Below are 26,008 nucleotides of genomic sequence, written 5' to 3'. Positions count from 1 at the left end.
TCTCGACCGATGTTGGTCGAGACCTTGATGATTTACTCTTTCTTCTCCACCGCATGCCCACCAAACTCATTTCGTAATGCCGCAACGACTTTACCTGAGAACGTATCGTCTTGAAGCGAACGTTGACGCATCATAAGGGAGAGCGCGATGACGGGCGTCGGGACGTCGTACTCGAGTGCCGTCTCGACCGTCCACTTGCCTTCACCGGACGCATGCATGACCCCACGGATGTCATCGAGCTTCGCATCTTTTGAGAAGGCGCTCTTCGTCAGCTCCATGAGCCACGAGCGAATGACCGAGCCGTGGTTCCATACGCGCGCGACATCTTCATAGTCATAGTCGAACGGACTCTTCTCGAGCACCTCGAACCCTTCTGCGATCGCCTGCATCATCCCATACTCAATCCCATTATGCACCATCTTCAAAAAGTGACCACTTCCACTTGGTCCCGCATACAGATAACCGTGGTCGGTCGAGACGTCTTGGAAGAGCTGTTCGATTTTTCCGAACGCTTCCAAGTCGCCTCCAATCATCGTACACGCTCCGTGACGGGCACCTTCCATCCCACCACTCGTCCCGACATCGAAGAAATAGATTAGTTTTTCTTTAAAGTGCTTGGAACGTCGCATTGACTCCTTGTAGTTCGAGTTTCCTCCATCGATGACGATGTCACCTGGGGAGAGAAGATGGTGCAAGTCGTTCAAGACGTGCTCGGTCACGTCACCCGCCGGCACCATCACCCAGACGACGCGAGGGGCCTGAAGCGTGGAAACGACCTCCTGCAAAGAGTCTTTCGTCTCAAATTGACTCGTCGATACGTTTCCCGGGTCATACCCGACGACACGATGCCCATTGTCTGTCAAATTCAGAGCCAAATTGAGGCCCATTTTACCAAGTCCGATCATACCGATTTCCATTCGTTCCACCCCATTTGTAAGATTTAGTCCTCTATAGGGCATACCCGAAATAACGATTGCTCAAAAGGACAGGTTGCCCGAGATGTAGAATGATATAAGAGAAGAAGTGATGAGAGGAGGGTGGCGATGTTTGAAAGTATGTTTCGACTGGCCGTGGACGTCAGGCATCGATTCAAAGACCATCATATTAACGATTATAGTGCCACACTGGCGTTTTTTTGGTTTTTAGCCATCTTTCCGACGTTTGTCGTCCTCTTTGCCGTGATGGCATGGTTTCAAATCGATGACGCGCTTCTCATCGAGCAGATTGAAACGCTCATTCCCGGTTCAAGTGTGCGTGAGCTGTTATCTATCGTCTATGATGTGAGCGGAAACTTGAACGGCGGACTGTTATCGGTCAGTGCCATCATCGCGTTTTGGTCTGCTTCGAACGGGACGGCACGACTCGTCAAGCTGACGGTGTTCGCATATGGGGAGACTGAAGCGCGTGGCTATATCTTCCGACGGTTGATCGGGTTGCTCGTGATTTTAGCAGGGAGTATCGGGGCGGTCATCTTGATTGTGTTTCATCTATTCGGTCAAGAGTTTGTCGAACTGATTTATGCCCTCTATCCAAAAGTTGAAGAATTCGACCGCTTGTCGACTCTGACGCGCTATACGGTCTCGACGCTCATCTTGATCATGGCGTTCTCGCTCTTTTATAAAATCGCGCCACAACAGCGAGTACGGTTCATCGAAACACTTCCCGGAGCCGTGTTTGCGGTCATCTCATGGCAATTGCTGTCGACCGGATACAGTGTCTATGTCGAACGCTTCTCGATTCTAGGGGACACGTATGGCACGATTGGTGCGGTGATTCTACTACAAATTTGGCTCTATCTGACGGCAGCGACGATGCTGATCGGGGCAGAAATCAATGCGGCATGGCCCTACCATATGACCCGCCAACCGACCCGGACCCATTTCCCGTAACAAAAAAAGGGATATCGTGATTATTCTTTGTGAACATGCTTTAAAACAACCCGTGGCATGGGAATAAACTAGTACTATTTCACGGAAGAAGGTGTGGCCGCATGGCGAAACATCGTAAACCATCAAAGTGGAAAATCGTACTAGGGGTTGTAGCAGGCGTCATGGCCTTGGTGCTCATCACGGGTGGCGCGTTCGTCTGGTCAATGGTAAAAGAAGTCGATGACACCGTCGCACAAGTGAATGACAACTTGAAAATCAGCAAAGAGCGCAAGCAGGTCGAGACCATTGAACGCAAAGAGTCTGTTTCCATTCTCTTGCTTGGGATTGACCGACGCGGAACTGAACAGGGACGGAGTGACTCAATCATCGTGCTGACACTCAATCCGGAACTTGATGAAGGAGCGATGCTCTCGATTCCCCGGGATACAATGACTGAAATCGTCGGGAAAGGGACACGTGATAAGATCAATCATGCCTATGCGTTCGGTGGGGCCGAAATGGCAATGAATACGGTCGAGAATTTTCTCGACATCCCAATCGATTATGTCATCGAAACGGATATGGAGGCATTCAGCGACGTCGTGGATGCACTCGGAGGCATTACCGTCATGAATAAATTTGCGTTCTCGACAGAAGATTACACGTTTCCCGTTGGTGAGGTGACGTTAGACGGAGAAGCGGCACTCGATTACACCCGGATGCGCTATAACGATCCAAACGGTGACTTCGGACGTCAAGAACGTCAGCGTGATGTCGTCGCCGCCATCATCGAAAAAGGACGGACGGACTTCTCACTCGACAAGGTCACCGCGTTACTCGAGGTGGTCGGCGATCAGGCGAAGACGAATATCGAGCTCAATGAATTCGTCTCTTTGTCGACGGACTATATGAACGCGTTCCGTAACGCGAGTGTCTTACGGCTTGAGGGTGCGGGCGGATTAGAGGGGGACGGCATCTATTATTGGAATCCAGAATCTTCTTCGTTGAATGGCGTTCAGGAAGAGTTGAAACGATTGATGGAGTAAACTGTCTGACCCAAGTCGGACAGTTTTTTTGTGTTTCAAAGGGGACGGAAAGTGGGAGAAATAAAGAGATGCCAAGGAGGGATGAGTCATGAAATGGGAAACGATTGAAGAGGTACTCCACGAACTCGGGGAGACCTCGCAAGAAAAGTGGGAACGGTTGTTTGAAAAGTGGTCGGATCATCGTTGGCACGACCATGAACGCCCTTCTGAAAAAACAAACGTCTTGTTGGTGGATGCCGGTTTTATCCTGACTGACGGACGAGCGAACCTCGAGGCTCTCCATCAATGGTTAGCCGATCATGTCCAAACAACGGTGAGTGATCTCTATCTCGTCTCCCTGTTTCCGTATCAAACGAAACAACAGGACACAGCCATCGACTCGCGGGTGCAATTGTTCGAAGACTTAGGACGTTTCACCGATGAGTTCGATTTGATTTACGAGATGACGCCTGAAGCATGGAATGAGTCACAACTCGACCTTGTCACCGTAACAGATGAACTGATTGAACGTCTGGCGTATGGAGCGACGAAAATCCGTGTCCATGTCGAGTCGTTTCGCGGAATAGAACCGGAACGAGTCAAACACATCCTCAAACTGTGGCGTACGATTATGCATACGTATAAGCCGAATGCACAGCTCATCGTTGCCAATGAACGTGTCGATTCAGTCCTAAACTTTGAGGAAGAGGCGGACGTCGTCTGTCATTTCGACTTATCCAGTCATGTCATTTTAGCGTTTGCGCAGGCCAATGTGACACGATTGACCGATTGGGCGAGTCAGGTGCATCCGCTGAGAGCCGATCAAACCTATTTCAACTTCCTCTCTTCGGCGGAACGTGATCCGTTTGAGAAAAATCTGATGGACACTAACCCAGATGTGATTCTCGCAGCCCACAGTGTATTGTTGTCGCTTCAAGGGATTCCGTTGATTGATTACCGAACTTTATTTGGGGTGTCACAACCGGTTGAACAGGAAGATCTCGTCCGAGCATTGAAACGCGATCCGGATCGACTTCGTGTTTATGAAGGGATATTGAGCCAATTGAATGTGAAACGACTCCACCCTGCCTTGTCTCCTTACATTGGTCAAGAGGTCCTAAATCTCGATCGGCGCGTTTTCGCTGTTAAGCGAACGCATCAAGAGGAGACCCTACTGTTATTGACGAATATGAGTGAAGAGACGGTGCAGACGGATTGTGAAGGGACGAGTCTCTTTACAGAAGAATGGATGACAAATGTAACGCTTCGCCCGTATGAATACGTTTGGCTAAAACAATCACACAATGGAGAGTGAACACTCATGATTGATGTACATTGTCATATGTTGCCTGAAGTAGATGATGGACCACGTACAATGGAAGCATCCCTTCAACTCGCGAAACGTGCGGTGGAAGAAGGGGTAACATCGATTGTCGTGACACCACACGCGTATCATCCGTACTTTGAGACGCAGCATCATGACATCACGCAAGAAGTCGCGCATCTACAAAAACGACTCGATGATGAACAGATCCCCTTGACCTTGTATGTTGGACAAGAGATTCGAATTTTTGGAGAAATGGTCGAAGCGTTGGATTCCGGAGAGGCACATTCGCTCGCTGGGTCACGATATGTCCTCGTGGAACTGCCGAGTCAAAGTCTACCAGCTTATACGGAGTCCTTATTCTTTCAACTACAGGCGGCTGGATACGTTCCGGTCATCGCGCATCCGGAGCGGAATCGTGAATTTGCACTCCATCCCGAAAAATTGCACCATCTCGTATCAGCGGGTGCGTTGTCGCAAGTGACGACAAGCAGTTTGACAGGGCAGTTCGGAAGACAGGTACGGGAACTCGCGCTCACGTTCATCAGTAACGGGCTGAGTCACATCGTCGCCTCCGATGCCCATAACGTGGAACATCGTGATTTTAATTGGTTAGCGGCAAGGCAGGAAGTCATCAACGAATTAGGGGAAGAGATGTGGCAACAGCAGCTCCGCTTTACGGAGGCGATGTTAGCCGATGAACCGATTGCGGTAAATCCGCCTCATTTGCCAGAAAAAAACTGGCGAGGACGCTGGAAGTGGTAAATCAATTGCCCGATGACGGGGTAGAAAGGTGATGGCATGAAACAAGCGACGATTCAAAACGCCAACGGCATGATCCTATCCGCCATTGACTATGGCTGTGCGATGACGGAACTGACGGCCCCGGACCGGGAAGGGAATTTTGACTCGGTCATCTTGAAGTACGGGGACGTCTCTCAATACTTAGAAAATCCCGTTTATCTCGGGTCGGTCGTTGGGCGGATTGCCGGACGGATTCGTGACGCAAAGATTGAGGGTGTCGCCTTGACCCCAAGCGAGGCGTCCCATCATATTCACGGAGGCGACAAAGGCATCACGGCCCGTCACTGGGAGATGGACGCCGACGAACAGTGCATTCAGTTCACGTATCTCAGTCCGGACGGGGAAGAAGGATACCCGGGGAACGTCTTCTTTAAAGTGTTATATGAACTGACGGATGACAATGAACTGATTGTCACGATGACGGCGGAGACGGACCAACGGACGTGGGTCAACTTGAATCATCACAACTACTTCAATCTCGGCGGACGTCCGACTATCCACGACCATGAGCTGACGCTACCAGCCGATTCGGTCGGAGTGCTCGATGCGGAGTCACTGCCGACAGGGGAGTTGCGGGATGTGAGCGGGACACCGTTTGACTTCCGAGACGGAAAAGCGGTCCGAGAGGCGCTCGTGTCAGGAGACGAGGCGATTGAACGGGCGAGCGGTCTTGACCATCCGTTTATCTTGAAGGATGGACCGATTCGATTGCACGACCCGATTAGCGGACGGACGATGACGGTCGAGACGAATCAACCGGTCATGGTCGTCTACACAGGGAATTTCTTGAGTGAAGAGACACCGGTGACGCTCGACGGTCGACAAAAATATAGCGCAATTTGTCTCGAAGCCCAGGCGTTCCCAGATGCCCCGAACTATCCAGACATCGCAACCTCAATCGAACTGAAACCGGGTGAGTTGTATCACTCGCGGACGGTGTATCGGTTTGGGGTGGAGCAATAAGAAAGGTCATCTCTTTGTTCTAAACGAAGGAGATGACCTTTCTTATACTTTGCATATCTATTAAGCGGTACGTAATAAAGGATTAAGGTGTTTTTTTATTGCGTCTCATATAGAAGAGAATGGCAATAATGAAGACAATTAATACAATGAAACCGACAAAATACCATGTAGAGTCTATTGAAGCGGAAGACTCTTCACTAGATGTTGCTTGGTTATTCGAAAGTTCATTCGCGATACTTGAACTATTTGTAAAAATAGCGCCATTTTGATTCTTCACTGCCACGCTAAATGTGTCATTTGGAAAAGCTAGCGTTTCAATAAGTGTTGAATCAATCGAATGTTGAGTTGACACAACAATCATTGCTTTTTCATCGTTCCAAGGAGAGGGCTGGATCCAGGCATATTCCGAAGAAGTTTCTGGGACGAACCCGTACTGAGACAAATCAATTTGATTGTCTGTTGTAACAATCCAATCTTTCTTTTGTTCGTTGAAGAGAGGACTTTGCTCTGGATTTCCAATAAAGAATACAGAACGGTTTGTTACCATTTCTTCAGTAACTTGGCTAGAACGAACAAACTCGACTTGTCCTGTTAAGGGAGTGACGGGTAATCCATTCATCACACTGGCCATATTTTGAAGTGATTGTTCGCTCATATCGTCAGGAATCACGAATAAGACACCTGAATCCGTTGCAAAAAGACTAGCCATGTTTGAGAATACTTCATTATTCGCTTGCCCATTGTTCGTTGGTAACGTTACTTGGCTCTCACTAGAAATAAAAATCCAGCGATCTAAATCACTCGCATTGCACGGAGCTTCTGAGCGGAGTCCATTTGCTTCAAAAGATACATCTAAAAATGAAGATTTTTGGAGCGTGGAAGCATCGACTTGAATAGTATGTTGCTGCCATTCACTATGATCTTCTTCCGTGTCTGTTAAAGGAATAGAGTGGGGTACCCCGTTTATCAAAGCAATCAATTCAGGAGGAAGTCCCCCTTCTTGTTCAGGCACTAGATTCTCAGACGCTTTAAAACGTAAATCTAGTTTTACTTGAGATTGTTTATCGATGACAGGCAACGGATAAAAGTAGTTCGGACTAACCGCTTGGCTGCCGCTCAACATCAAGTCTGATGCACCGAGAGCACGTAAATCAACAATGTTGTCATTTTTTTGCATTACGGGTGCACTCGTTAGAGTCAATCGTTCGCCATTCAATTGTTGTCGCTGTGGGACGAGTAGCAAATGGTCTAGTGTCCCTTCAAACGCATCTGCGTTCTCAGCGAGAACGAACATGGCTTCGGTAGATGTTCCGTTATTCACGAGACGGACTTGCTCTAGCAAAATTTCATCGCCTGTTGGGAGTTCGTTCAATTCTTGAATGAAGTTTTTTACAGGACCTGTGAAAGAATCAGTCTGTCCTACGAAAACATACCGACCATCCAATGATTTTAATTGTTGTTCATATTGAAGCGATACATTATCTGAATCGGCCGCATCTCCTTTTAACTGTCTGTATAGAAGAAGTCCTGCCTCTATTGATGCTGCGCTCGGCGAACTTGGGAGCACAACGGTCAATTTTTGACTTGTTGTTTGTGTAAACGGATTCGGGTAATCCTTCAGTGAGAGTTCTGCTTTGTTTCCGGCAGCGACAAAACTCGAAGGGCGGACAGTTAACCAGCTTCCGGATGTATTCCCTGTGTCACACATTCTCCCTTCGATAATTCCCGTGAATCTTACCGTGACCTCATGTGTACCCTTCGTTAAATGTTTGTTTTGGAGTGGCACTTTCACGTTTCCCTGAGATGATTTTTTTGTCAAAGCGACTGATTTGATGGGCTCACCATCAATATCGATTGTAAGTGCTGAAGGCGGGATCAATAACTCCGAATGTAACCAGTCAAGCGACAGATACTTAGACGAATTAGCTTGCTCATCTCCGACCATCGTATACGTATACGTACGGGCGGACGTTTCTCCAGGTAGGACGTCATCTTCCGTCGTTAATATACGCTCTCCTTCGCTATTTTCAGAATCAATGGATAACGACGAACGAAGTTCAGTGGCAGCTTGAACCGAAGTTGTAGATAAAATCAGGAATGAACTTAGTAAGTAGGGCAAGTAAGGTTTCATAATATCCTCCTCTTCAGTCGAATCGGTCTGTTTTGTACCATTTGACTTCTTGATTAAATAAGACGCGTTTTATTTCGAGATAAAGCGAGTAGATGACAAGCACAATCCACAATTGGCTGTACGTGAAGTACATCAGAATAACGGTAAAAAAGTTCTGCACATTAAATTCGGAGCGTTCGATACTGAGTGTGACGAACACTTCGGTCACAAATAGTAAAAATGCGAGAATCCATAAGATGAGTGTGATATTTCCAACTTCTAGACCGATATCCACAAACAAATTAATCACAAATAAACTATTCGACAGAATCACGCCGAAGAAGAATAAAAAATAAGTGAAAAAAAAGTAAATGATATCGAAAACGATTTTCTTTCGTTTCAGTGAAAATAATTGACGCATGAATTTGAGAACAACGTATTGATTTCCGCGTGCCCAACGCGTCCGTTGTTTCCACCAAACTTTTAACGTTTGAGGTTCTTGTTCCCATGTGATTGCGGCAGGAAAGAATCGGATATGCCAACCAAGTTCATAGACCCGAATCGTGAGTTCGGTATCTTCTGCTAGCGCTGCTTCATCCCAACCGCCAAGCTCTTCAATAATGGAACGACGGATGGCAAAGTTGGTTCCAGGAATTGTGGCAATGTTAAACCACTTCCATCTCCCTGCTTGTGCCATCCATTGAAAACAGATGGTTTCGATATTGATCAAACGCGTAAGCAACGTTTCATATGCATTTGTGACACGAAATTTTCCTACGACCGCTCCTGCTTTTGGGTCATTCAAAAGACCCATAACCAGATAATAGACACTGTCTTTTTCAGGTGTGTTATCCGCATCATATACAACCAGTACATCTCCCGTTGATTGGGTCAGACCATAGTTCAAAGCAGACGATTTTCCTTTTCCTGCATATGCAGGTGTCGTTTGTACGACATGGATAAATGAAAACTTCTCTTCAAACTGTTTGGCAATTTCTCCGGTCTGATCTGAGGAGTTATCATTAATTAAAATAACTTCGAGTTTGTCATGGGGATAGTCAATTCGAGACATTGCTCGAAGTGTTGCTGCTATGACAACTGCTTCATTGTGAGCTGGAATTAGAACAGACACTTTTGGTAAGTCTTTCATATGTTTCGTCCATTCTGGGATTGGATCACGAAACGTCATGAAGTGCCAGAACCCGCCTTGCATCAAAAACATGTGGTATAGAAGCATCGTCCAAATCATGACGAGTGAGAACAGAAAGAGTAGATTTGCCATGATTAACCACGCTCCTTAAATAGTCGTTTTTTACGTTGCGTGCGAAGATAGAGGGTATAGGTCAAAAACATCAGAACGGCAGTGAATGTGATGATCACCAGAGCCCACAGTGATTTTTCAAGAAACGAGTTTGGCATGTTCAACTCTAACTGACTCCATAGAGGAGAACGATTGTCTTGAAGTGATATCGTTCCATTTGAGGCTTGAATTGACACATCCTCTGTACGAACCCACTCATCTTGATCACGTAAATCTAACCACTGGAAGCCAGGTGTAGATTCCATCATATCTACAAGATCTGCCAAATGTTCCATGCCGATATATGGGTGATAGAATCCTCCAATCATTGATTCTCGAACGATCAGTAATTCATCGCGAGCCCGACGCATTTCTTCAACTGGCCGTGGTAAGTCGGTTCTGACATACCCGATAGTTTCAGGGTACAACGTCATCCCATGTAATAAAGAAGGTTTTGATACGTAAGGGGTTGTCCCCATAACTTCCCATTCCGTATTGCTCCATTGAATTTGACCGAATACGTTTGAAAAATAAGTTGCCGTTAGCTGATATCCTGAATGCGACATCGTATAATGCGGTGCTTCAAAGGCTAGCGGATGAAGCCCTAAAGAAACTAGCTCGTGAACAGATTTCGTTAATTTTGATTGAATGTAGGATGCCTCTCCTTCTAAAACATCACGTAAATAGGTGTTGTAGTCCTTTGTATTACTGAAAGTTTCTTCTGGTTTTAAAATAATTGACTGCTCATCTGAAGGGGTGAGAACGGGTTGATTGTTCTCAACATCCCAGAATTCAAAACCTTCACCAGTTTCAGAGGAACGATATTGGTGAGAGTATCCATGGGCGATGACCGAGGCTCCACGCTTTTCAAGGTTCTTTATCACATTCAGTAATTTGGGACGATCATTGAAGTGAATGGCTTGCCCACTATCTGGATCTACATATACCGGAATGACTGCTAATAGAACTGGGATGTTACGATCAAGTAAGTAGTTCCCGGTTTTTTCGAGTAATTTTGGATCCGTGCTTGGGTTAACATCTTCTAGACGTATATACCCGAGGTGTTCTGGTTTTGCTTCTTCTTTAAAAAAGTCGTACAAACTATCGGCGAAGAGTAAAGAAGAACGATTTAATAAGTTATAAATACCAGAATAAAAATGCTCGTTGAGTTGGATGATTGTCGGGTACTCTTTGTCTTTTTGTGCAATACGTGCATGTACATTTTTCATTTGATGATTTACAGAGAAAACCGTATCCGCTAACGCGAATGTCAAACTTGTATTAGTCCGTTCTTGATAAAACTTTGAAACACCTTGTATGCGAGTGACGTCAATTTTTTCGAATGCTCTGAGTTGATTTGCATTAAACCCAATTCCATAAAGGGCAGCATTCGACTCATTGATTAGTTTACGAGTAGACGCTGGAATCGTTGCAGCATTTAAACCAAAGTAGAAAAGATGACTCGTCTTTTTAAAAGAAGTTTCTGTCACTTCTGTATCTCGAAGAATGTGAATGTCTTCAGAAAAACGAGAGACCAGTGCATCAAGTTTATAAATTTCAGGAGGTACATCGTTTGAGGTTGAACTATAAACAATCGTGACGTTTGGACTGGTTGCGAGTGCAACATGCGGAAAACCAATCAACGCGAACAGGAGGATGAGCACTTTATAGCGCATAACTTTTCAACTCATTTCTCATTAAACCTAGAACATCATCCGGGGATTGAATGCTTGCCTCTTTTGTAACAGTGTAGTGAGCAATATGATTTGTGAAAGAGACCGTTTTACCGTTCTTGATCACATAATCGCCAATCATATGTTTAAATCGATTTAATATAACCTGCATGTTTTCTTCAGAAGCATAGGGCAAAATTAGTGCGAATTCTTCGGTAGACAGTCTGAATTTTTTATCTGTTGTTCGAGTTGATTGATGTAAACGTTCGCTAAAGAACTTTAAGAAACGAGTGGACTCATCGGCTCCATATAGTTTTCTGAATTCAGTGAAGTGGTCAATTTGGTATAGGAGGACGGTAAACGATTCATCGTGACGGTTCGTTCGATCAATTTCTAACTGAAGTTCAAGTTCGAATCGATCTTTATTATCCAGTCCTGTCTCATCATCGATGGCGACAAGACGTCTTATTTTTTCTTGTAATACAAGATTGTTTTGAACCAATTGCTTGACTCGTTCATAAATACTGCCACTTAAAATAACAAGACCAATTAACCAAAGACCGAAATAGAAGAGCGTTGCCTCTGAAAAAAGGAAAGATTGGTCTTCAGGTCTAAAAAACATATTCCAAAAATATAGACTTCCAAACACGAATAGGATGAACAATGCAGAAAATAAACCAGCACGGATACCTGCAAATAAACTTATAAAGACGGCCGATGCGAGTAGCAGAATTCCTTCAGTCTGTACATTTCCTAAATCAGGAGTGTAAGTAAATAATATAGCGACAGCAATCAATAACATACCGACTTGTAAACTGATGAGACTTGTTTTACGGAATGAGGTATCCATCTAAAAGTCCTCCTTCTGCTAGTAAAGGCAATAAATTATCAAACGAATGGGTTTCTTTATTCGATACGTCAATGTATCCACCGTAGTATTCGGATGACGAATCGGAAATCATGAACGTCTTTAAATGTTTCATGATTGTTTCAGCAAACTCCTTTTCGTCACGTTCAAGTAAATAAAAAATAGCTAATGCGTATACGGCCTGCGATTCATAATTGACAGCAGGTTCTTTAGAATCAAGATCGTATCGCCCGTAAACAAGACCTTGATTGAACTGTTCTTTAAAAAAATCATAAAAAACGTCAGTATTCAGATTGAATTGTTCATATCGAATGGCAACATAAAGTTGGTCAATCATGTTGATTTCATCATCGAAGTGATATTTTTGGTCAGATATCGAATATGACTTGGCGAAAAAAGGTCCTTGCAAAGGTGCCTCTTCAAGGAGCTGTTTGCTATTAAGATACAAATTATTCGAAGAAGGCATATAGCGTAAAGCTGCTTCATCCAAATAACTAAGTGTCAAGACATCCCCCGTTTCATTCGTTGTTAAATCCACATAATCAACGGGGAGACCGTCTTTCACCCCTTTAGTCGTAAGGGCTGTCGAGATCTTTTCAGCTAACTTTGTGTAAGTAGGTTCGTTAAACACGTCTGCTGCTTTCGATAATGCGTGAATGATTCGTGCGTCATCAATCCAAGCGTTGACCGGACTTGCTGTGATGTCATCCCCTGTTTGTTCAAGGCGCCAACTGACTAAATTGGACTCATCTAAAAAATAGTGTTTAAAAATATCGATTTGATTGGCGAATTCGTCTTCTCGCTTTTGGTCTACTAAAAAGAGTAGATAAAGACCGATCGATTCAGATAAAAATTCATGCTGTCGATCCGAAATATTTGTCCGAATGAGCCCTTCTTTGGTCAATAAATGTTTTCGAACGAATGATTCGGTTGCGAATGTACTTTCATATGACTTCAGAGATGGAGTTTCCTTGGAACATCCACTTAATGTTAAGAATAATGCTGCTGAAAGCAAAACAAGTTGTCGCATAAGTAGCCCCTTTGAAATTAGCATATATACTATTAATTAATGTAATTTACCCATTTTATTGAGACATATCTACATCTATATGAAAGAAATAATTTAATATATTCAACATATATTATTACAGACAAAGAAGAGGATTCCGTCATATGTGAAAGTTGAGTGAATGTGAATTAGAAAAGTGGGGGTTCGTCCCTCACTTTTTTTGTTTTGTCTGTATGACTGAAATGAAAAAGAAGAAAGCGGAACGGCATCATGACATGATGTTGCGAAAAAATGATAAATCCTTCTCTCCAATTATCAAGATGAAGGGGGTAAGAAGGTACTACAGTTAACCTGCGCCTGATTTCGGTCATTTACTCTGTCTGTAGGGAGGAAACCAACATGAAGGAACAAACGACGATCGTGGGCGATCTCGTGGAAGTTCTCAAGAAAAGTAAGAAGTGGATGTTCGTGAGTATGGTTCTCGTCGGACTCCTGGCTTACTATGTGAGCACTTCATTCATCCAGCCGAAATATGAGGCGTCCACACAAGTTCTACTCGTTACACAACAAGAGGACAACCGCGTAGACAGTTCGGAAGTGTTATCCTCGCTCTCACTTGTCAATACGTATCGCGTTATCATGAAGAGTCCGGCTGTTCTTGAGAAAGTAAAAGAACAGGTGCCGAACGCACCAGACCCGCTCTCAGATGCGCTCACCGTAGAAAGTGAAGAGGAATCGCAAGTCATCAATGTGTTCGTCACCGCGAACGACCCCGTCGTGGCGGCGGAAACGGCCAATGTGATCAGTGAAGTGTTCGTTTCTGAAATCCCGGATCTGATGAACATCGACAACGTTCGAATTTTATCTCCAGCCGAAATTCCGGAGGCGCCGGTCTCGCCGAACGTGCTACTCAACACGGCGATCGGTCTATTCGCCGGATTCCTGCTAGGTGGATTCATCGGTCTGTTACGCCACGTCTTTGATAAACGCATCCGGAACGAGCAAGAAGCGGAACGGTTGCTGGACTTGCCGGTCATCGGGTCGATTCCGACAATCGAACGTCGGGATTTGAAAACGAAAAATGTGAAGGAAGCGACACCCCAAGTGAAAGGAGACGTTTCGCATGTTCGGTCGAAAAAAGAACGCCAATCGTCTTGATTATAAAAAACGGGATCTCGTCACGTTGGCGAATCCGAAGTCACCGATCTCTGAACAATATCGGACGATTCGAACCAATCTGGAGTTCACGTCCGTCGGTCATAAATTACAGATGATCACCATCACCTCCGCCTCGTCTGGGGAAGGGAAGTCGACCACGGCGGCGAACCTAGGGGTCGTCTATGCGCAACTCGGAAAAAATGTCGTCATCCTCGATTGTGATATGCGCAAACCGACGGCACACCAAACGTTCCAGTTGTCAGCCCATGCGGGACTATCTACCGTATTGGCCGGTCGGGTCACCCTCGAACATGCGCTTCAAAAAACGGATATCCCGCGCCTGACTTTGCTTGCGGCCGGTCCAATCCCACCGAATCCGACCGAGTTGATCGCCTCGTCACGCATGACGGACCTCCTCAGTGATTTGCGTGAGCAGTTTGACATCGTGATCGTCGATACGCCTCCGATGATGCACGTCGCCGATGCTCGACTGTTGGCCAACGTATCCGACGGGACGATTCTCGTGATCGGCTGCGAGAACTCAGATCGTCAGCTCGTCCTGAAGGCGAAAGAACAACTTGAACGGACCGGGTCACAACTTCTCGGACTCGTGCTCAACAAGCGTTCTTCTCGTAATACGAACACCTACTACGCATACGAGTGAGGTGTCGGACATGAATATTCTTCACATCAATGCCATCAACGAAGTGAAAAGCACCGGTCGGATGTGTAAAGAGCTCGCATCCGTTCATGCCTCTTATGGACACCACGTCCGAATCGCCCATGCGACCGGACCAGTGACCGAGAAAAGTGTGGTGGTTGGTCAGGCGTGGGAAACGAAACGGCATGCCCTCCATGCCCGCGTGACGGGGCGTCAAGGTTATACGTCCAAACGGTCGACCGCTGACTTAATCGCCTTCATGGACAGCTTCCGGCCGGACGTGGTTCACCTTCATAATCTTCACGCCAATTACCTTCATCTTCAGACGTTGTTTGAGTATTTGGCGAAAAGGGACATCGCCACCGTCATGACGCTCCATGACTGCTGGCTATTCACCGGGAAATGTACCCACTACACGGCGGTCGGGTGTGAGCGCTGGAAGGACGGATGTGGACAGTGCCCGCTCTTAAAAAAAGACATCCCGAGCTGGTTTTTAGACCGGACCGGAGAGATGTTGGCGGACAAGCGACAATGGTTCGATGCCATCCCTCGCTTGGCAGTAGTCGGAGTGTCGGATTGGATCACGATGGAAGCCCACTTCTCGATTTTGCAACATGCGTCCATCATTCGTCGCATCCACAACTGGGTCGATTTGGAGACGTTCATGCCGAAAGAGCCAGGCCCACTTCGGGCACGCCTCGGGTTGACGGGACAACACATTCTTCTCGGGGTGGCAAGCCATTGGACCGGGGCGAAAGGACTGTCTGCATTCATAGAGTTGGCCAAGGCCAGACCGTCCGACCAAATCGTCTTAGTCGGACAGATGCAAGAACAACATGATCTGCCGGCGAATGTGCTTCACATTCAAGAGACACATGACCCGAGCGAATTGGCTTCGTACTATGCCGCGGCAGACGTCTTGTTGAACCTGTCAGAGGAAGAATCATTTGGAAATGTGACGGCAGAGGCACTCGCCTGTGGCACGCCAGTCCTCGTCCTCGATTCCACGGCCAGTCCGGAACTCGTGACCGAACGGACCGGCGTCGTCGTCGCTACACGATCGGTCAACGATGTGATGGACGGACTCGATCGTCTCCATCACGCCTCGATCTCACGAATCGCTTGTGCGAACGAAGCGCGTCAACGGTTCGACTTATTCGAACGGGCGGAGGATTACCTGCACGTGTACGAGGAGCTGCAAACCGAGAAAGTGAGGAACGCCTTATGACACCACTCGTATCCATCATCATCCCAGTCTATAACGGGAGCGATTATTTACGAACATGTATCGACAGCGCCTTGGCCCAGACGCATCCTGCGATTGAAGTGATCGTCGTCAACGACGGCTCGACCGATGAGGGAAAGACGGCGGCGATTGCCACAAGTTACGGCAAGCAAATTCGCTACGTGGAAAAGGAGAATGGGGGCGTCTCGAGTGCATTGAATCGTGGAATTGAAGAGATGAGCGGAGACTACTTCTCCTGGCTCAGCCACGATGACGTGTATGCGCCGACAAAGATCGAACGACAGCTCGATGTGATGCGCGAGCAACATCTCCCGATGAACCAGACGATCGTCGTGACAGGGACGGCGTTCATTGACGAAAAGGGGGAGGCGATTCGACGGGTGCAACGGAAAGTGAGCGGATTCTATTCGAGTCAGGACATGTTCCGTCACTTATTGTTGTCGTCGAGTTTGAACGGATGCGCGCTTTTGATTCCGCGACGAGCGTTCGAACATCGGCGTTTTTCGTTAGAGGACCGCTTCATTCAAGACTGGATCTGCTGGGTCGAGTTGGCGCTCGATGGGTTCGACTTTTACGTGATGCGTGAGCCGCTCGTCTATTCACGGATTCACGGCGAGCAACAGACGAAAAAAATCGCACATCGAGCCACGATGGAATCGAATCGCTATCTGAAGCGGCTACTCCAGGACGTCGAGGTGCGTGATAACGGAGAGAAATTGACCACTATCATTCTGAAGCACACGTTCAAAGAAAACGCGGCGGACGTACGGGAACAGTACTTAACGACACATGATGTGACTCGTTACTTTGGACCGCTGGAATATCAGTGGCTCCGATGGAACGGCATCTTGTTTTCAAACCTGCTGTCTCTATATCGGGGGATGACGAACCTGATCTATCGGTAGAAAGGAGGGATGGAGATGACGATCTATTTAGTCAATATGGCGCTGTTGGTCGGTTGGGCACTGCTCTTGATGCGTCATGACATTCCGAGTCGACGCGGTTGGTTCGTCTCATTTGCCACGATTCAATGGATTGTCTTGTCCGGTCTTCGAGATATCTCGGTCGGAGACGATACAGCCCAATATAAGGCGCTCTTCCTTCAATCTCAAGCCCTACCGCTTCATACGTTCACGGATCGCTTCTTTCAAATTCTATTCACGGAAAGTGAGGATCCGGGGTATTACTTGTTCCAGCGTCTTTTGCAATACGTGATCACGGACTATCAAGTGTATCTCGTAATCGTGGCGATGATTTTCATGATTCCGCTCGGCTATTTCATTTACAAATATTCAAGCGAGGCACTCATCAGCTTTCTTCTCTTCTCGGTCTTGTTTTACGAATTTTTCGCCGTCACGGGACTACGTCAAACGATCGCGACGGCACTCGTCGTGCTCGTCGGTTATCACTTCGTCCGTGCTCGTAAACTCGGGTGGTTCCTCCTCATCGTATTTGTAGCCATGACCATTCATAAGTCGGCGCTCATCTTCCTCCCGTTCTACTTTTTAGCGAACAAGCAACTGACCAAGGCGTATGTGATGACGATGTTTGGGGTCATCGTCGGATTGTTCGTCTTCCGGAATCCATTCTTCGACCTACTCGTCCAAGTGTCTGGTTACGATACGTACAGCGCCATGGACGGCGCCGGGGCGGTCAACTTCAGCATCATGCTGATCACGGTCCTCATCGTTGCGCTATGGCGACGAGACGTTATCTTACAGCATAATCCATCCGCCATCCATTTCTTCAACGCATTGTTACTTGCCGCCTGTCTCTTACCGCTGACGTTCTTGAACCCGTCCATGATGCGGCTCGTCCAATACTTCTCGCTCTTCCTGTTGTTGATGATTCCGGAGATTGTCGGCACGTTTGAGCGGAGGGAACGACTCGTTGTCTATTACTCGGCAGTTATGTTGCTCGGTCTCTTGTTCGTTCGCGAAGCGCCGGTGTATTCGTTCTTTTGGTAACACGAGGAGGTGAAGCATATGTCGACACGCATGACGCTAGATGAGGCAACTAGTAACCGCAAAATCAAGATTGGGGCGGTCATGTCCTACACGCAAATCTTTTTCGGCATCTTATCCGGTCTCATCTATACGCCGTGGATGATTCATGAGATCGGGCAGGCGAGTTACGGGTTGTATATGCTGACCATCTCGCTCATCAGTATGTTTGCGATGGACTTCGGGCTCGATGCGGCCGTCTCACGATTCATGAGCAAGTATATGGCGGAGGGGGACCACGAGCGGGCGGGACGATTTTTAGGCATCGCCTATAAACTGTTCATCGCCATCTCGCTCGTCCTCTTCCTCATCCTCACCGTCGTCTACTTCTTCTTGGACTCGATTTACTCGAGTCTGACGGCGACCGAGCTCGAACAGTTGAAAGTCCTCTATGTGATCGCGGGACTGTTCATCGTCGTCTCGTTCCCGACGAAGCCATTCTCTGGCATTCTCGTATCCCATGAACAATTCCTCTTCTCGAGTGCCCTGCATCTCGCTGAGAAGGTCGGGACGGTCGCTTTGATGGTCACCGCGCTTCTTCTCGGCTATGGGTTGTATGCCCTCGTCATCGTCAATGCGTTGGTCGGCACGATCGTCTTACTCATCGAGTACGTCTTCATTCGGCGCAAGACTCTCGTCCGTGCCAACTTTCAGAATCGAGAGAAGGGGATTTATCGGGACATCTTTAGCTTCACGTCCTGGAGCACGATCACGCTCGTCGCCCAACGCTTCGTGTTGAACATCACCCCGAGCCTACTGGGGATTCTAGCAGGCAGTGCCTCGATCGCCCTCTTTTCCGTCGGGATGGTCATCGAAGGGTATGTCTGGACCATCGCGGCCTCGCTCGGTTACTTATTCCTTCCGAAGGTCAGTCGGATGTTGTCCCGAAACGATCGTGAGGCCATCAGTTATCTCTTCGTCCGCATCGGTCGGATTCAGCTATATATCGTCGGACTCATTCTCGCTTCGTTCTTCATCCTCGGGCGCGAGTTCATGCACCTATGGGTCGGACCAGACTTCACCGACTCCTACGTCATCGCGCTTCTCTTGATCGCACCGAGTGTGATCACGTTGACGCAAGACATCGGCAATACGACACTCATTGCCGAGAACAAAGTGAAGTATCGGGCGTTCGCCGCCCTCATCGTGGCCGCCATCAGTATGACGCTCTCACCACTGTTGATTCCACACTTTGGTCCGATCGGTGCGGCCATCGCCATTTGTATCGGCAACATCGTCGGGCTCGTCTTCTATATGAACGTGATTTACCATCGGGTCCTCGGTCTCGACATCCTCAACTTTTTCCGCAAGTGCCATCTGAAGCTCTTGCCCGGTATTCTCCTGTACACGCTCATCGGCTGGGGGATCCAGTTCTTCTTCCCGTCCTCGAATTGGTTCGGCTTCGGGGTGAAGGGAATCGTGCTCATCAGTATTTACACAGTGATCATGTGGGGACTCGCATTTGATGAGACGGAGAAAGCCATGTTCCGCCAAGTGTTCGCTCAATTGAAACTACGCATCCTATCCATTCACCACACATCCTAGGAGGGAACAAGATGAAACGACTCAAGGTCATGACGATTGTTGGGACCAGACCCGAAATCATTCGATTGTCCGCCGTGATGGCACGTCTCGAAGCCTCCGAGGCAATCGATCATGTGCTCGTTCATACGGGACAAAACTATGACTATGAATTGAATGAGATTTTCTTTGAAGACTTCGGACTCCGGACACCGGATTATGTGTTAGACGCCTCGGCGGATGGTCCGATGGCGACGATTGGGAATATCCTCATCACCATCGATCCCGTGCTCGCATCTGTTCGTCCGGACGCGGTCTTGTTACTCGGGGACACGAACAGCTGTCTCGCAGCCATCGCCGCAAAACGCCACCACATCCCCATCTTTCACATGGAGGCGGGGAATCGTTGTTTTGACGAACGGGTCCCGGAGGAAACGAATCGTCGCATCGTCGACCATATCGCCGACATCAACCTGACCTATAGCGATATCGCACGCGAGTATCTACTTCGTGAAGGGTTACCGGCGGACCGCATCATCAAGACGGGGAGCCCGATGTACGAGGTACTCCACCGTCAACGGGATAAGATTGAGCGGTCAGACGTGCTCGAGCAGCTCGACTTGGAGCGAGATGCCTATTTCGTCGTATCGGCCCATCGCGATGAAAACATCAGTGATGACGAGAACTTCTTCGATCTCGTCGACACGCTCAATGCGGTCGCGACCACGTACCAGCTTCCACTCATCGTCAGCACCCACCCCCGGACGGCAAAACGTATTCGTGAGAGCGGGGTGCGTCTCCATCCGAACATTCGTACCCTCAAACCGCTCGGCTTCAGTGACTACGTCCACCTGCAACTCCATGCGAAGGCCGTGTTGTCAGACAGCGGCACGATTAGTGAAGAGAGTTCGATTCTTGGAATCAAAGGATTGAATATCCGCCAAGCGCATGAACGTCCGGAGGCGATGGAGGAAGGGGCGGCGATGATGGTCGGATTGAAGCGGGAGCGAGTGCTGCAGGCGCTTCGAATCTTAGAAGAGACGGATGGCTCGATGCGACTCGTGAGCGATTACGCCATGCCGAACGTCTCTGATAAGGTGCTGCGCATCTTGTTGTCCTACACGGACTATGTGATGCGAGAGGTGTGGAAACAGCACACGGTGTCGACCGAGAAGAAAGAGGTGTGAGCCATGGACTATATGACGTTCAAACGAATCTTCGACGGGACGCTCAGCGGAGTGGCGCTCCTTCTTCTCGCACCGTTCCTGCTCCTCATCGCCCTCTTGATCAAAATCGATTCGCCGGGTCCCGTTTTCTTCAAACAAAAGCGCATCGGGTTACGGGAGACACGCTTTTGGATGTATAAGTTCCGGACGATGCATCAGGACACCCCGAACGATGTCCCGACACATCTGTTTAACGACTCCACGAAACACATCACGCGCGTCGGGGCGTTTCTTCGCAAGACGAGTCTCGATGAATTGCCACAGCTCGTCAACATTTTAAAAGGCGAGATGGCCATCGTCGGACCGAGACCCGCACTGTGGAATCAAGATGACTTGGTCGAGGCCCGTCGACAAGTGGGCGCGACAGAAGCGCTACCGGGGCTGACCGGGTGGGCACAGGTGAAGGGTCGAGATGAGCTTCCGATTGAGGTGAAGGCGAAACTTGACGGGGAGTACGTGCGCCAGATGAGCTTTTGGTTCGACCTGCGCTGTATCGCCTTGACCGTTCGGAACGTCTTGCTCCGGGACGGAATCGTGGAAGGGGCGCCCCAACCGAGCCCGTCGTCTGAAGAAAAGAAGATGATGCATGTTGCGAAAAAATGATAACGGTTTCCATTAAGTTACCAATTTAAGTGAGACCAACCGGGTAAATGATGACATACCGCTCTTCCTACATCTGAGACTAGACATCTACGAAAGGAGCCTTCTTATGTTTTCCAACAAAACATTGCTCATCACGGGTGGGACGGGATCGTTCGGCAACGCCGTGATGGAGCGATTCCTCGATACGAACATCAAAGAGATTCGCATCTTTTCACGGGATGAGAAGAAACAAGAAGACATTCGCAATCGCTATCATCATGACAAGTTAAAATTCTACATTGGTGATGTAAGGGACCCGAACAGCATCAAAAATGCCATGTATGGCGTCGATTACGTCTTCCATGCGGCGGCACTGAAACAAGTTCCCTCATGTGAGTTTTTCCCGATTGAAGCGGTGAAGACGAATATTCTCGGTACGGAAAACGTCTTGAATGCCGCCGTCGAAGCGGGGGTGGAGAAGGTCATCTGTCTCTCGACGGATAAGGCGGCCTACCCAATCAATGCGATGGGAATCTCCAAAGCGATGATGGAAAAAGTCTTCGTCGCCAAGGCCCGTGCGGTCGGACCAGACCGGACGCTCATCTGCGGGACCCGTTACGGGAACGTGATGGCCTCGCGTGGGTCGGTCATCCCATTATTCGTTGAACAAATTAAAAAAGGGGAGCCGCTCACCGTGACCGATCCGCTCATGACACGTTTTTTGATGAGCCTGGCCGATGCGGTCGAGCTCGTCGTCTTCGCATTCCATCATGCGCATGCCGGTGACATCATGGTCCAAAAATCACCGGCTTCGACGATCGGTGTACTCGCGGAAGCCGTGAAACAACTGTTCGGGGTCGATCTTCCCATCAAAGTCATCGGGACCCGCCACGGCGAGAAAGCGTTCGAGACGTTGATGACCCGAGAAGAGAAAGTCGTCTCCGAGGACATGGGGGGATTCTTCCGCGTCCCGGCCGACAATCGAGACTTGAACTACGAGAAGTACTTCAGTGAAGGCAGCCAGGAGCTGACGGCTCAAGGTGAGTACAACTCGAACAATACGAGACAGCTCGATGTGGAAGAAGTGAAGGAACTCTTGTTGACGTTACCTTACATCCAGGAAGAACTCGCGAAATGGACGATTCCTGCTTCCGCAAAACGAATCGGGTGAGTGTGATGACCAGACAACGACTCGTCTTCTTATCCAATATCGCTTCCCCGTATCAAGTGAAATTTGCTGATGTGCTTCATGAGCATATGGATACCGAGTTTTGGTTTTATAAACAAATCACCAATCAGCGACCTGACTGGTGGGTCATCCCACTCGGTAAACGCTGTCGCGTCTTGAAAGGCTCCTATTTCTCGAAAAAGACGAACTATCTGTCGCTCGACGTCTTTCTCCAACTCATCCGATTTCGACCGCATATCTTGCTACTGGCCGGTTTCACCCCGTTTCATGCCCTGCTCTTACAGATCGTCAAACTGTTCGGGGTGCGCGTCGTCGTCATGAGCGAGCCGATTCGAAACGTACGGGGCGAGACGAGCGGAGAATCGACGTTATTGACAAGCGAGAACGGCTTGCACAAGGCGACACGGATTCATCATTTGTTCCAGCGGGCTGATTTGATTTTTGGAATGGGAAACGTCGCATGCAATCAATTTATCAAGGAACTCGGTTTTCCTTCTGCGAAAGTCGTTTCGGTCCCTTATCCAATCGATATCGAGACGCACATGTTGCACCCGTTACGTCAGAAAGGACCGAACGATCCGATTCATCTGTTGTTTGCCAATCGCTTAATTGAACGTTATCAACCGCTCGTCGCCTTAGAAGCGTATCGAATCTTGAAAGAAGAATATCCGAACCTTTCCATGTCGCTCAATCGCGACGGACATCTCGCGGATGCATGTCGTCGATATATCGAGGATGAGCAATTGACGGACGTCACGTTCCTTGACGAAATCGAGTCGTGGAACGGGTTGAATCTCGTTTACCGAAGTTCAGATATTCTCGTGTTGCCGGCGACCTATTCGAACGGAAATCTCAGCATCATTGAAGCCTGCGCGTCCGGGATGGGTATCGTCGTCAGCCATGACGTTAACAACGTCGCGCGTCATCTTCACGAAGGAATCAACTGTTACAAATGCGAACCGACCGTGGCATCACTCGTGACCGAACTGAAACACTATCTCGACCATCCCGAACGATTGACAGCTCACGGACAGCAATCGAAAGAACTCGTGACGCCACGACTGAACGCCAACACGGCTGCCGTCTACGTCGACTTACTCCAACCACTCTATCGCAAAGGAGATTCTCACCATGCTGAAGCTGCTGTTGCTCGGGGGAGCGATGCATCAAGTTCCCATCATCCAAAAAGCGAAACAACAAGGGATATTCACCGTTCTCTGTGACTATTTACCGGATAATCCAGGTCGACTCGTGGCCGATTGCTATTACTGTACGAGCACCCTTGATTGGGAGGCGGTCCTCGCCATCGCGAGAGAGGAAGGCATCGATGGGATTGTCGCCTATGCCTCTGATCCGGCGGCGCGAACGGCCGCCTATGTCGGAGAGGTACTCGGATTGGCGACGAACTCGCTTGAAACGGTCGAAACGTTGACGAATAAAGCGAAGTTTCGAACATTCCTACAGCGACATGACTTTGCCGTCCCGGAAGCCTTTGCGTTCACTGAACTGGAAACGGCGATCGACACGTTACGGGAGCGAGCAGGTGAATATATCATCAAACCGGCCGACGCCTCTGGGAGTAAAGGAATCAGCAAGTGGAGTCGTAAAAATGGGACCGACGAGCAGCTTCGTCTTCAGCTACGATCCGCCTTTGCGATGTCGTTTAATCAGGAAGTGATCGTGGAGGAGTTTATCACGCGAGACGGCTATCAAATAGGTGGTGATGGGTTTGTCGTCGACGGGGAGTTGGTGTTTCGTTGTTTCGGAAACGGACACTTCAATGTGAACGGAGTCAACCCGTTCGCCCCGATCAGTGCGAGTTTTTCGAGTGTGCATCCGCCTCACGTGCTTGAGCGAGTCCATCAGACGTTGCAACGCATGTTGACTGAAGTCGGCTTCAAGCAAGGGACGTTCAACTTCGACATCTTCGTCAAAGGAGAAGACGTCTATCTGATGGATATCGGTCCACGGAACGGAGGGAATTACATCCCACAAATCATCGAACAAGCGACAGGCGTCGACTTGGTTCAGGCGACGATTGATGTCGCACTCGGGATGCCGGTGACGATCGAGATGAAACCAGTGACCGTACCGTCTGCCTATTTCATCATCGGCAGTCAAGAAACGGGGCGATTCATGGGCGTCCATTTCGATGAAGACGCATATACGATTCGACAAGCGAACATCTATTATAACGTCGGAGATGTGGTCCCGCGCTTCGAAGGGGCAAATCAAGCACTCGGTAGTTTGATTCTAGAGTTTGAAGACGTCGAGACGATGCTTCGACTCGTCGAACATCCCGAGCGATGGCTGGCACTTCACATCAAGTCGACCGAAGAAACGGAGGGAGAATCATGGACATCGTCGTCACCGGTGCGAACGGTTTTTTAGGCAGACACCTCGTCCACGCCTTGGAGCGGGCTGGGCATCTCGTCCTCCCGATCACCCGTTCGACCTCATCCATGGAACGAAGCCACTATCTGCGTCGAGCGGACGCCGTCTATCATGTGGCCGGAGTGAACCGTCCCGAACGAGTCGAAGAATTCACGACCGGAAACGTCGACTTGACCGAGGCAATCGCAACCGAATTGCTGTCCTATAATCCGGTCCCCGTCATTTTCGCCTCATCGATTCAAGCGACTCAAGACAATCCTTACGGAAACAGTAAACGAGAAGCGGAGGACATTTTGCGACTGTACGGTCAACGGAGCGGGGCACCGGTTCACATATATCGGCTCCCGAACCTGTTCGGCAAATGGGGGCGACCTTTTTATAACAGTGCGGTCACGACGTTTTGTTATCAGATAGCACGAGGAGAGGAGATCACGGTCACACATCCCGATCATGTGTTGACGCTCGCCCATGTCGATGACGTCGTCGCATCGTTTGTAGGGGCGCTGCATAAATCAGAAAGCACTGATTCAGACGTCCCGACACGCCAGATCACATTATTCGACCTCGCCCGAATGATTGAATCGTTTGAAGCTGTCCGAATGGCTAGAGGAGTACCGGATGTATCGGATCCTTTTACGAAAAAGCTATACAGCACGTACTTAAGTTACTTGCCGAAAGAACGGATGGTCACGCCTCTCTTGATGCATCAGGACGTGCGGGGATCGTTCACAGAACTGTTCAAGACGCCTGATCGTGGTCAAGTCTCCGTCAACGTGGCCAAACCCGGAATCACAAAAGGGGAGCACTGGCATGAATCGAAACATGAACAATTCATCGTCGTCAGCGGTGAAGGCGTGATTCGGCTCCGGTTGATGGACCAAGATCAGATCATCTCGTTCCATGTCAGTGAAGAACAGCTTGAAGTCATCGAGATTCCGCCAGGTTACGTCCATCATATCGAAAACACGGGCGTGAAAGATTTGGTGACGGTGATGTGGGTGAACGAGCCGTTCGACGCGAGTCAACCGGACACCTATCCAGTCACTGTCGCACAAGACGCGGAAGTCTCATAAAGGAGGGATTC

23 protein-coding genes are annotated in these 26,008 nt (G+C 48.6%); 17 read left to right on the top strand and 6 right to left on the bottom strand.

Annotated elements, in window-relative coordinates; translation table 11 throughout:
- Window positions 1-32: 32 nt before the first annotated feature.
- The gene (gnd, locus tag BV910_RS12455) at window positions 33-917 is read right to left on the bottom strand and encodes a phosphogluconate dehydrogenase (NAD(+)-dependent, decarboxylating) (RefSeq protein ID WP_078147580.1); all 885 of its coding nucleotides are present in this window, start codon (window positions 915-917) and stop codon (window positions 33-35) included.
- Between the two features lie 126 nt (window positions 918-1,043).
- Here gnd and BV910_RS12450 point away from each other — a divergent pair, with 126 nt between their 5' ends.
- From BV910_RS12450 to BV910_RS12430, 5 genes are all read left to right on the top strand, one after another.
- Window positions 1,044-1,889 carry a YihY/virulence factor BrkB family protein gene (locus BV910_RS12450; RefSeq protein ID WP_078147579.1) on the top strand — a complete coding sequence of 282 codons (846 nt, stop codon included), beginning with the start codon at window positions 1,044-1,046 and terminating at the stop codon, window positions 1,887-1,889.
- 101 nt (window positions 1,890-1,990) lie between these two features.
- Complete coding sequence (locus BV910_RS12445; RefSeq protein ID WP_078147578.1) at window positions 1,991-2,914, top strand: LCP family glycopolymer transferase; 924 nt, start codon at window positions 1,991-1,993, stop codon at window positions 2,912-2,914.
- A gap of 88 nt (window positions 2,915-3,002) precedes the next feature.
- On the top strand, window positions 3,003-4,208 hold the full coding sequence (locus BV910_RS12440) for an alpha-amylase family glycosyl hydrolase (RefSeq protein ID WP_078147577.1): 1,206 nt from the start codon (window positions 3,003-3,005) through the stop codon (window positions 4,206-4,208).
- 6 nt (window positions 4,209-4,214) lie between these two features.
- Window positions 4,215-4,982, top strand: coding sequence for a tyrosine-protein phosphatase (locus tag BV910_RS12435; protein ID WP_078147576.1), 768 nt, complete (start codon window positions 4,215-4,217; stop codon window positions 4,980-4,982).
- A gap of 36 nt (window positions 4,983-5,018) precedes the next feature.
- Window positions 5,019-5,984 carry an aldose epimerase family protein gene (locus BV910_RS12430; protein WP_078147575.1) on the top strand — a complete coding sequence of 322 codons (966 nt, stop codon included), beginning with the start codon at window positions 5,019-5,021 and terminating at the stop codon, window positions 5,982-5,984.
- A gap of 82 nt (window positions 5,985-6,066) precedes the next feature.
- Here BV910_RS12430 and BV910_RS12425 read toward each other — a convergent pair whose 3' ends face one another.
- The 5 genes from BV910_RS12425 to BV910_RS12405 are packed head-to-tail and all read right to left on the bottom strand — an operon-like array spanning window position 6,067 to window position 12,965.
- Window positions 6,067-8,115 (bottom strand): hypothetical protein, encoded by a 2,049-nt coding sequence (locus BV910_RS12425; protein WP_078147574.1) that lies wholly within the window; start codon window positions 8,113-8,115, stop codon window positions 6,067-6,069.
- Between the two features lie 13 nt (window positions 8,116-8,128).
- Complete coding sequence (locus tag BV910_RS12420) at window positions 8,129-9,376, bottom strand: glycosyltransferase family 2 protein (RefSeq protein ID WP_078147573.1); 1,248 nt, start codon at window positions 9,374-9,376, stop codon at window positions 8,129-8,131.
- A gap of 2 nt (window positions 9,377-9,378) precedes the next feature.
- Window positions 9,379-11,070, bottom strand: a complete 1,692-nt coding sequence (locus BV910_RS12415; protein WP_078147572.1) for a DUF2334 domain-containing protein — start codon at window positions 11,068-11,070, stop codon at window positions 9,379-9,381.
- On the bottom strand, window positions 11,060-11,917 hold the full coding sequence (locus BV910_RS12410) for a GGDEF domain-containing protein (protein ID WP_078147571.1): 858 nt from the start codon (window positions 11,915-11,917) through the stop codon (window positions 11,060-11,062). Before BV910_RS12410 ends, BV910_RS12415 begins: the two co-directional genes overlap by 11 nt.
- A complete protein-coding gene (locus tag BV910_RS12405; RefSeq protein WP_078147570.1) occupies window positions 11,898-12,965 on the bottom strand; it encodes a hypothetical protein in 1,068 nt (355 codons plus the stop codon). The genes BV910_RS12410 and BV910_RS12405 overlap by 20 nt, the downstream gene beginning before the upstream one ends.
- A 378-nt stretch (window positions 12,966-13,343) precedes the next feature.
- Between BV910_RS12405 and BV910_RS12400 the strand changes: the two genes are divergently transcribed.
- The 12 genes from BV910_RS12400 (at window position 13,344) to BV910_RS12345 (ending at window position 25,997) form a co-directional block, all read left to right on the top strand.
- On the top strand, window positions 13,344-14,102 hold the full coding sequence (locus tag BV910_RS12400; RefSeq protein ID WP_078147569.1) for a YveK family protein: 759 nt from the start codon (window positions 13,344-13,346) through the stop codon (window positions 14,100-14,102).
- Window positions 14,068-14,766, top strand: a complete 699-nt coding sequence (locus tag BV910_RS12395) for a CpsD/CapB family tyrosine-protein kinase (protein WP_078147568.1) — start codon at window positions 14,068-14,070, stop codon at window positions 14,764-14,766. The genes BV910_RS12400 and BV910_RS12395 overlap by 35 nt, the downstream gene beginning before the upstream one ends.
- Before the next feature lie 10 nt (window positions 14,767-14,776).
- Window positions 14,777-15,991, top strand: coding sequence for a glycosyltransferase (locus tag BV910_RS12390; RefSeq protein ID WP_078147567.1), 1,215 nt, complete (start codon window positions 14,777-14,779; stop codon window positions 15,989-15,991).
- Window positions 15,988-16,914: a glycosyltransferase family 2 protein gene (locus BV910_RS12385; protein WP_078147566.1), complete on the top strand. Its 927-nt coding sequence runs from the start codon at window positions 15,988-15,990 to the stop codon at window positions 16,912-16,914. The genes BV910_RS12390 and BV910_RS12385 overlap by 4 nt, the downstream gene beginning before the upstream one ends.
- 15 nt (window positions 16,915-16,929) lie before the next feature.
- The gene (locus tag BV910_RS12380; protein WP_078147565.1) at window positions 16,930-17,976 is read left to right on the top strand and encodes an EpsG family protein; all 1,047 of its coding nucleotides are present in this window, start codon (window positions 16,930-16,932) and stop codon (window positions 17,974-17,976) included.
- An 18-nt stretch (window positions 17,977-17,994) separates the two neighbouring features.
- Window positions 17,995-19,557, top strand: coding sequence for an oligosaccharide flippase family protein (locus BV910_RS12375; RefSeq protein ID WP_078147564.1), 1,563 nt, complete (start codon window positions 17,995-17,997; stop codon window positions 19,555-19,557).
- A gap of 11 nt (window positions 19,558-19,568) precedes the next feature.
- Entirely contained in the window at window positions 19,569-20,720 is a 1,152-nt protein-coding gene (wecB, locus tag BV910_RS12370) for a non-hydrolyzing UDP-N-acetylglucosamine 2-epimerase (RefSeq protein ID WP_078147563.1), read from the top strand.
- Between the two features lie 3 nt (window positions 20,721-20,723).
- A complete protein-coding gene (locus BV910_RS12365; RefSeq protein WP_078147562.1) occupies window positions 20,724-21,362 on the top strand; it encodes a sugar transferase in 639 nt (212 codons plus the stop codon).
- A 106-nt stretch (window positions 21,363-21,468) separates the two neighbouring features.
- Complete coding sequence (locus BV910_RS12360; RefSeq protein WP_078147561.1) at window positions 21,469-22,512, top strand: polysaccharide biosynthesis protein; 1,044 nt, start codon at window positions 21,469-21,471, stop codon at window positions 22,510-22,512.
- Window positions 22,513-22,517: 5 nt separating this feature from the next.
- The gene (locus BV910_RS12355; RefSeq protein WP_240499856.1) at window positions 22,518-23,753 is read left to right on the top strand and encodes a glycosyltransferase family 4 protein; all 1,236 of its coding nucleotides are present in this window, start codon (window positions 22,518-22,520) and stop codon (window positions 23,751-23,753) included.
- On the top strand, window positions 23,662-24,921 hold the full coding sequence (locus BV910_RS12350; RefSeq protein WP_240499855.1) for an ATP-grasp domain-containing protein: 1,260 nt from the start codon (window positions 23,662-23,664) through the stop codon (window positions 24,919-24,921). The genes BV910_RS12355 and BV910_RS12350 overlap by 92 nt, the downstream gene beginning before the upstream one ends.
- The gene (locus BV910_RS12345) at window positions 24,885-25,997 is read left to right on the top strand and encodes a polysaccharide biosynthesis C-terminal domain-containing protein (RefSeq protein WP_078147559.1); all 1,113 of its coding nucleotides are present in this window, start codon (window positions 24,885-24,887) and stop codon (window positions 25,995-25,997) included. The genes BV910_RS12350 and BV910_RS12345 overlap by 37 nt, the downstream gene beginning before the upstream one ends.
- The last annotated feature ends 11 nt before the right edge of the window (window positions 25,998-26,008 follow it).

The sequence above is a fragment of the Exiguobacterium sp. HVEsp1 genome, assembly GCF_002009685.1.
GTDB classification, from domain to species: Bacteria; Bacillota; Bacilli; order Exiguobacteriales; family Exiguobacteriaceae; genus Exiguobacterium; species Exiguobacterium profundum.
Note: the sequence above shows the minus strand (reverse complement) of the source record. Positions and strands in the feature narration are given on the sequence as shown.

Bases quoted from the DNA above. Each gene is read 5' to 3' on its own strand.
- gnd (WP_078147580.1), bottom strand. From the start codon at position 917: ATGGAAATCGGTATGATCGGACTTGGTAAAATGGGCCTCAATTTGGCT.
- BV910_RS12450 (WP_078147579.1), top strand. From the start codon at position 1,044: ATGTTTGAAAGTATGTTTCGACTGGCCGTGGACGTCAGGCATCGATTC.
- BV910_RS12445 (WP_078147578.1), top strand. From the start codon at position 1,991: ATGGCGAAACATCGTAAACCATCAAAGTGGAAAATCGTACTAGGGGTT.
- BV910_RS12440 (WP_078147577.1), top strand. From the start codon at position 3,003: ATGAAATGGGAAACGATTGAAGAGGTACTCCACGAACTCGGGGAGACC.
- BV910_RS12435 (WP_078147576.1), top strand. From the start codon at position 4,215: ATGATTGATGTACATTGTCATATGTTGCCTGAAGTAGATGATGGACCA.
- BV910_RS12430 (WP_078147575.1), top strand. From the start codon at position 5,019: ATGAAACAAGCGACGATTCAAAACGCCAACGGCATGATCCTATCCGCC.
- BV910_RS12425 (WP_078147574.1), bottom strand. From the start codon at position 8,115: ATGAAACCTTACTTGCCCTACTTACTAAGTTCATTCCTGATTTTATCT.
- BV910_RS12420 (WP_078147573.1), bottom strand. From the start codon at position 9,376: ATGGCAAATCTACTCTTTCTGTTCTCACTCGTCATGATTTGGACGATG.
- BV910_RS12415 (WP_078147572.1), bottom strand. From the start codon at position 11,070: ATGCGCTATAAAGTGCTCATCCTCCTGTTCGCGTTGATTGGTTTTCCG.
- BV910_RS12410 (WP_078147571.1), bottom strand. From the start codon at position 11,917: ATGGATACCTCATTCCGTAAAACAAGTCTCATCAGTTTACAAGTCGGT.
- BV910_RS12405 (WP_078147570.1), bottom strand. From the start codon at position 12,965: ATGCGACAACTTGTTTTGCTTTCAGCAGCATTATTCTTAACATTAAGT.
- BV910_RS12400 (WP_078147569.1), top strand. From the start codon at position 13,344: ATGAAGGAACAAACGACGATCGTGGGCGATCTCGTGGAAGTTCTCAAG.
- BV910_RS12395 (WP_078147568.1), top strand. From the start codon at position 14,068: ATGTTCGGTCGAAAAAAGAACGCCAATCGTCTTGATTATAAAAAACGG.
- BV910_RS12390 (WP_078147567.1), top strand. From the start codon at position 14,777: ATGAATATTCTTCACATCAATGCCATCAACGAAGTGAAAAGCACCGGT.
- BV910_RS12385 (WP_078147566.1), top strand. From the start codon at position 15,988: ATGACACCACTCGTATCCATCATCATCCCAGTCTATAACGGGAGCGAT.
- BV910_RS12380 (WP_078147565.1), top strand. From the start codon at position 16,930: ATGACGATCTATTTAGTCAATATGGCGCTGTTGGTCGGTTGGGCACTG.
- BV910_RS12375 (WP_078147564.1), top strand. From the start codon at position 17,995: ATGTCGACACGCATGACGCTAGATGAGGCAACTAGTAACCGCAAAATC.
- wecB (WP_078147563.1), top strand. From the start codon at position 19,569: ATGAAACGACTCAAGGTCATGACGATTGTTGGGACCAGACCCGAAATC.
- BV910_RS12365 (WP_078147562.1), top strand. From the start codon at position 20,724: ATGGACTATATGACGTTCAAACGAATCTTCGACGGGACGCTCAGCGGA.
- BV910_RS12360 (WP_078147561.1), top strand. From the start codon at position 21,469: ATGTTTTCCAACAAAACATTGCTCATCACGGGTGGGACGGGATCGTTC.
- BV910_RS12355 (WP_240499856.1), top strand. From the start codon at position 22,518: ATGACCAGACAACGACTCGTCTTCTTATCCAATATCGCTTCCCCGTAT.
- BV910_RS12350 (WP_240499855.1), top strand. From the start codon at position 23,662: ATGCTGAAGCTGCTGTTGCTCGGGGGAGCGATGCATCAAGTTCCCATC.
- BV910_RS12345 (WP_078147559.1), top strand. From the start codon at position 24,885: ATGGACATCGTCGTCACCGGTGCGAACGGTTTTTTAGGCAGACACCTC.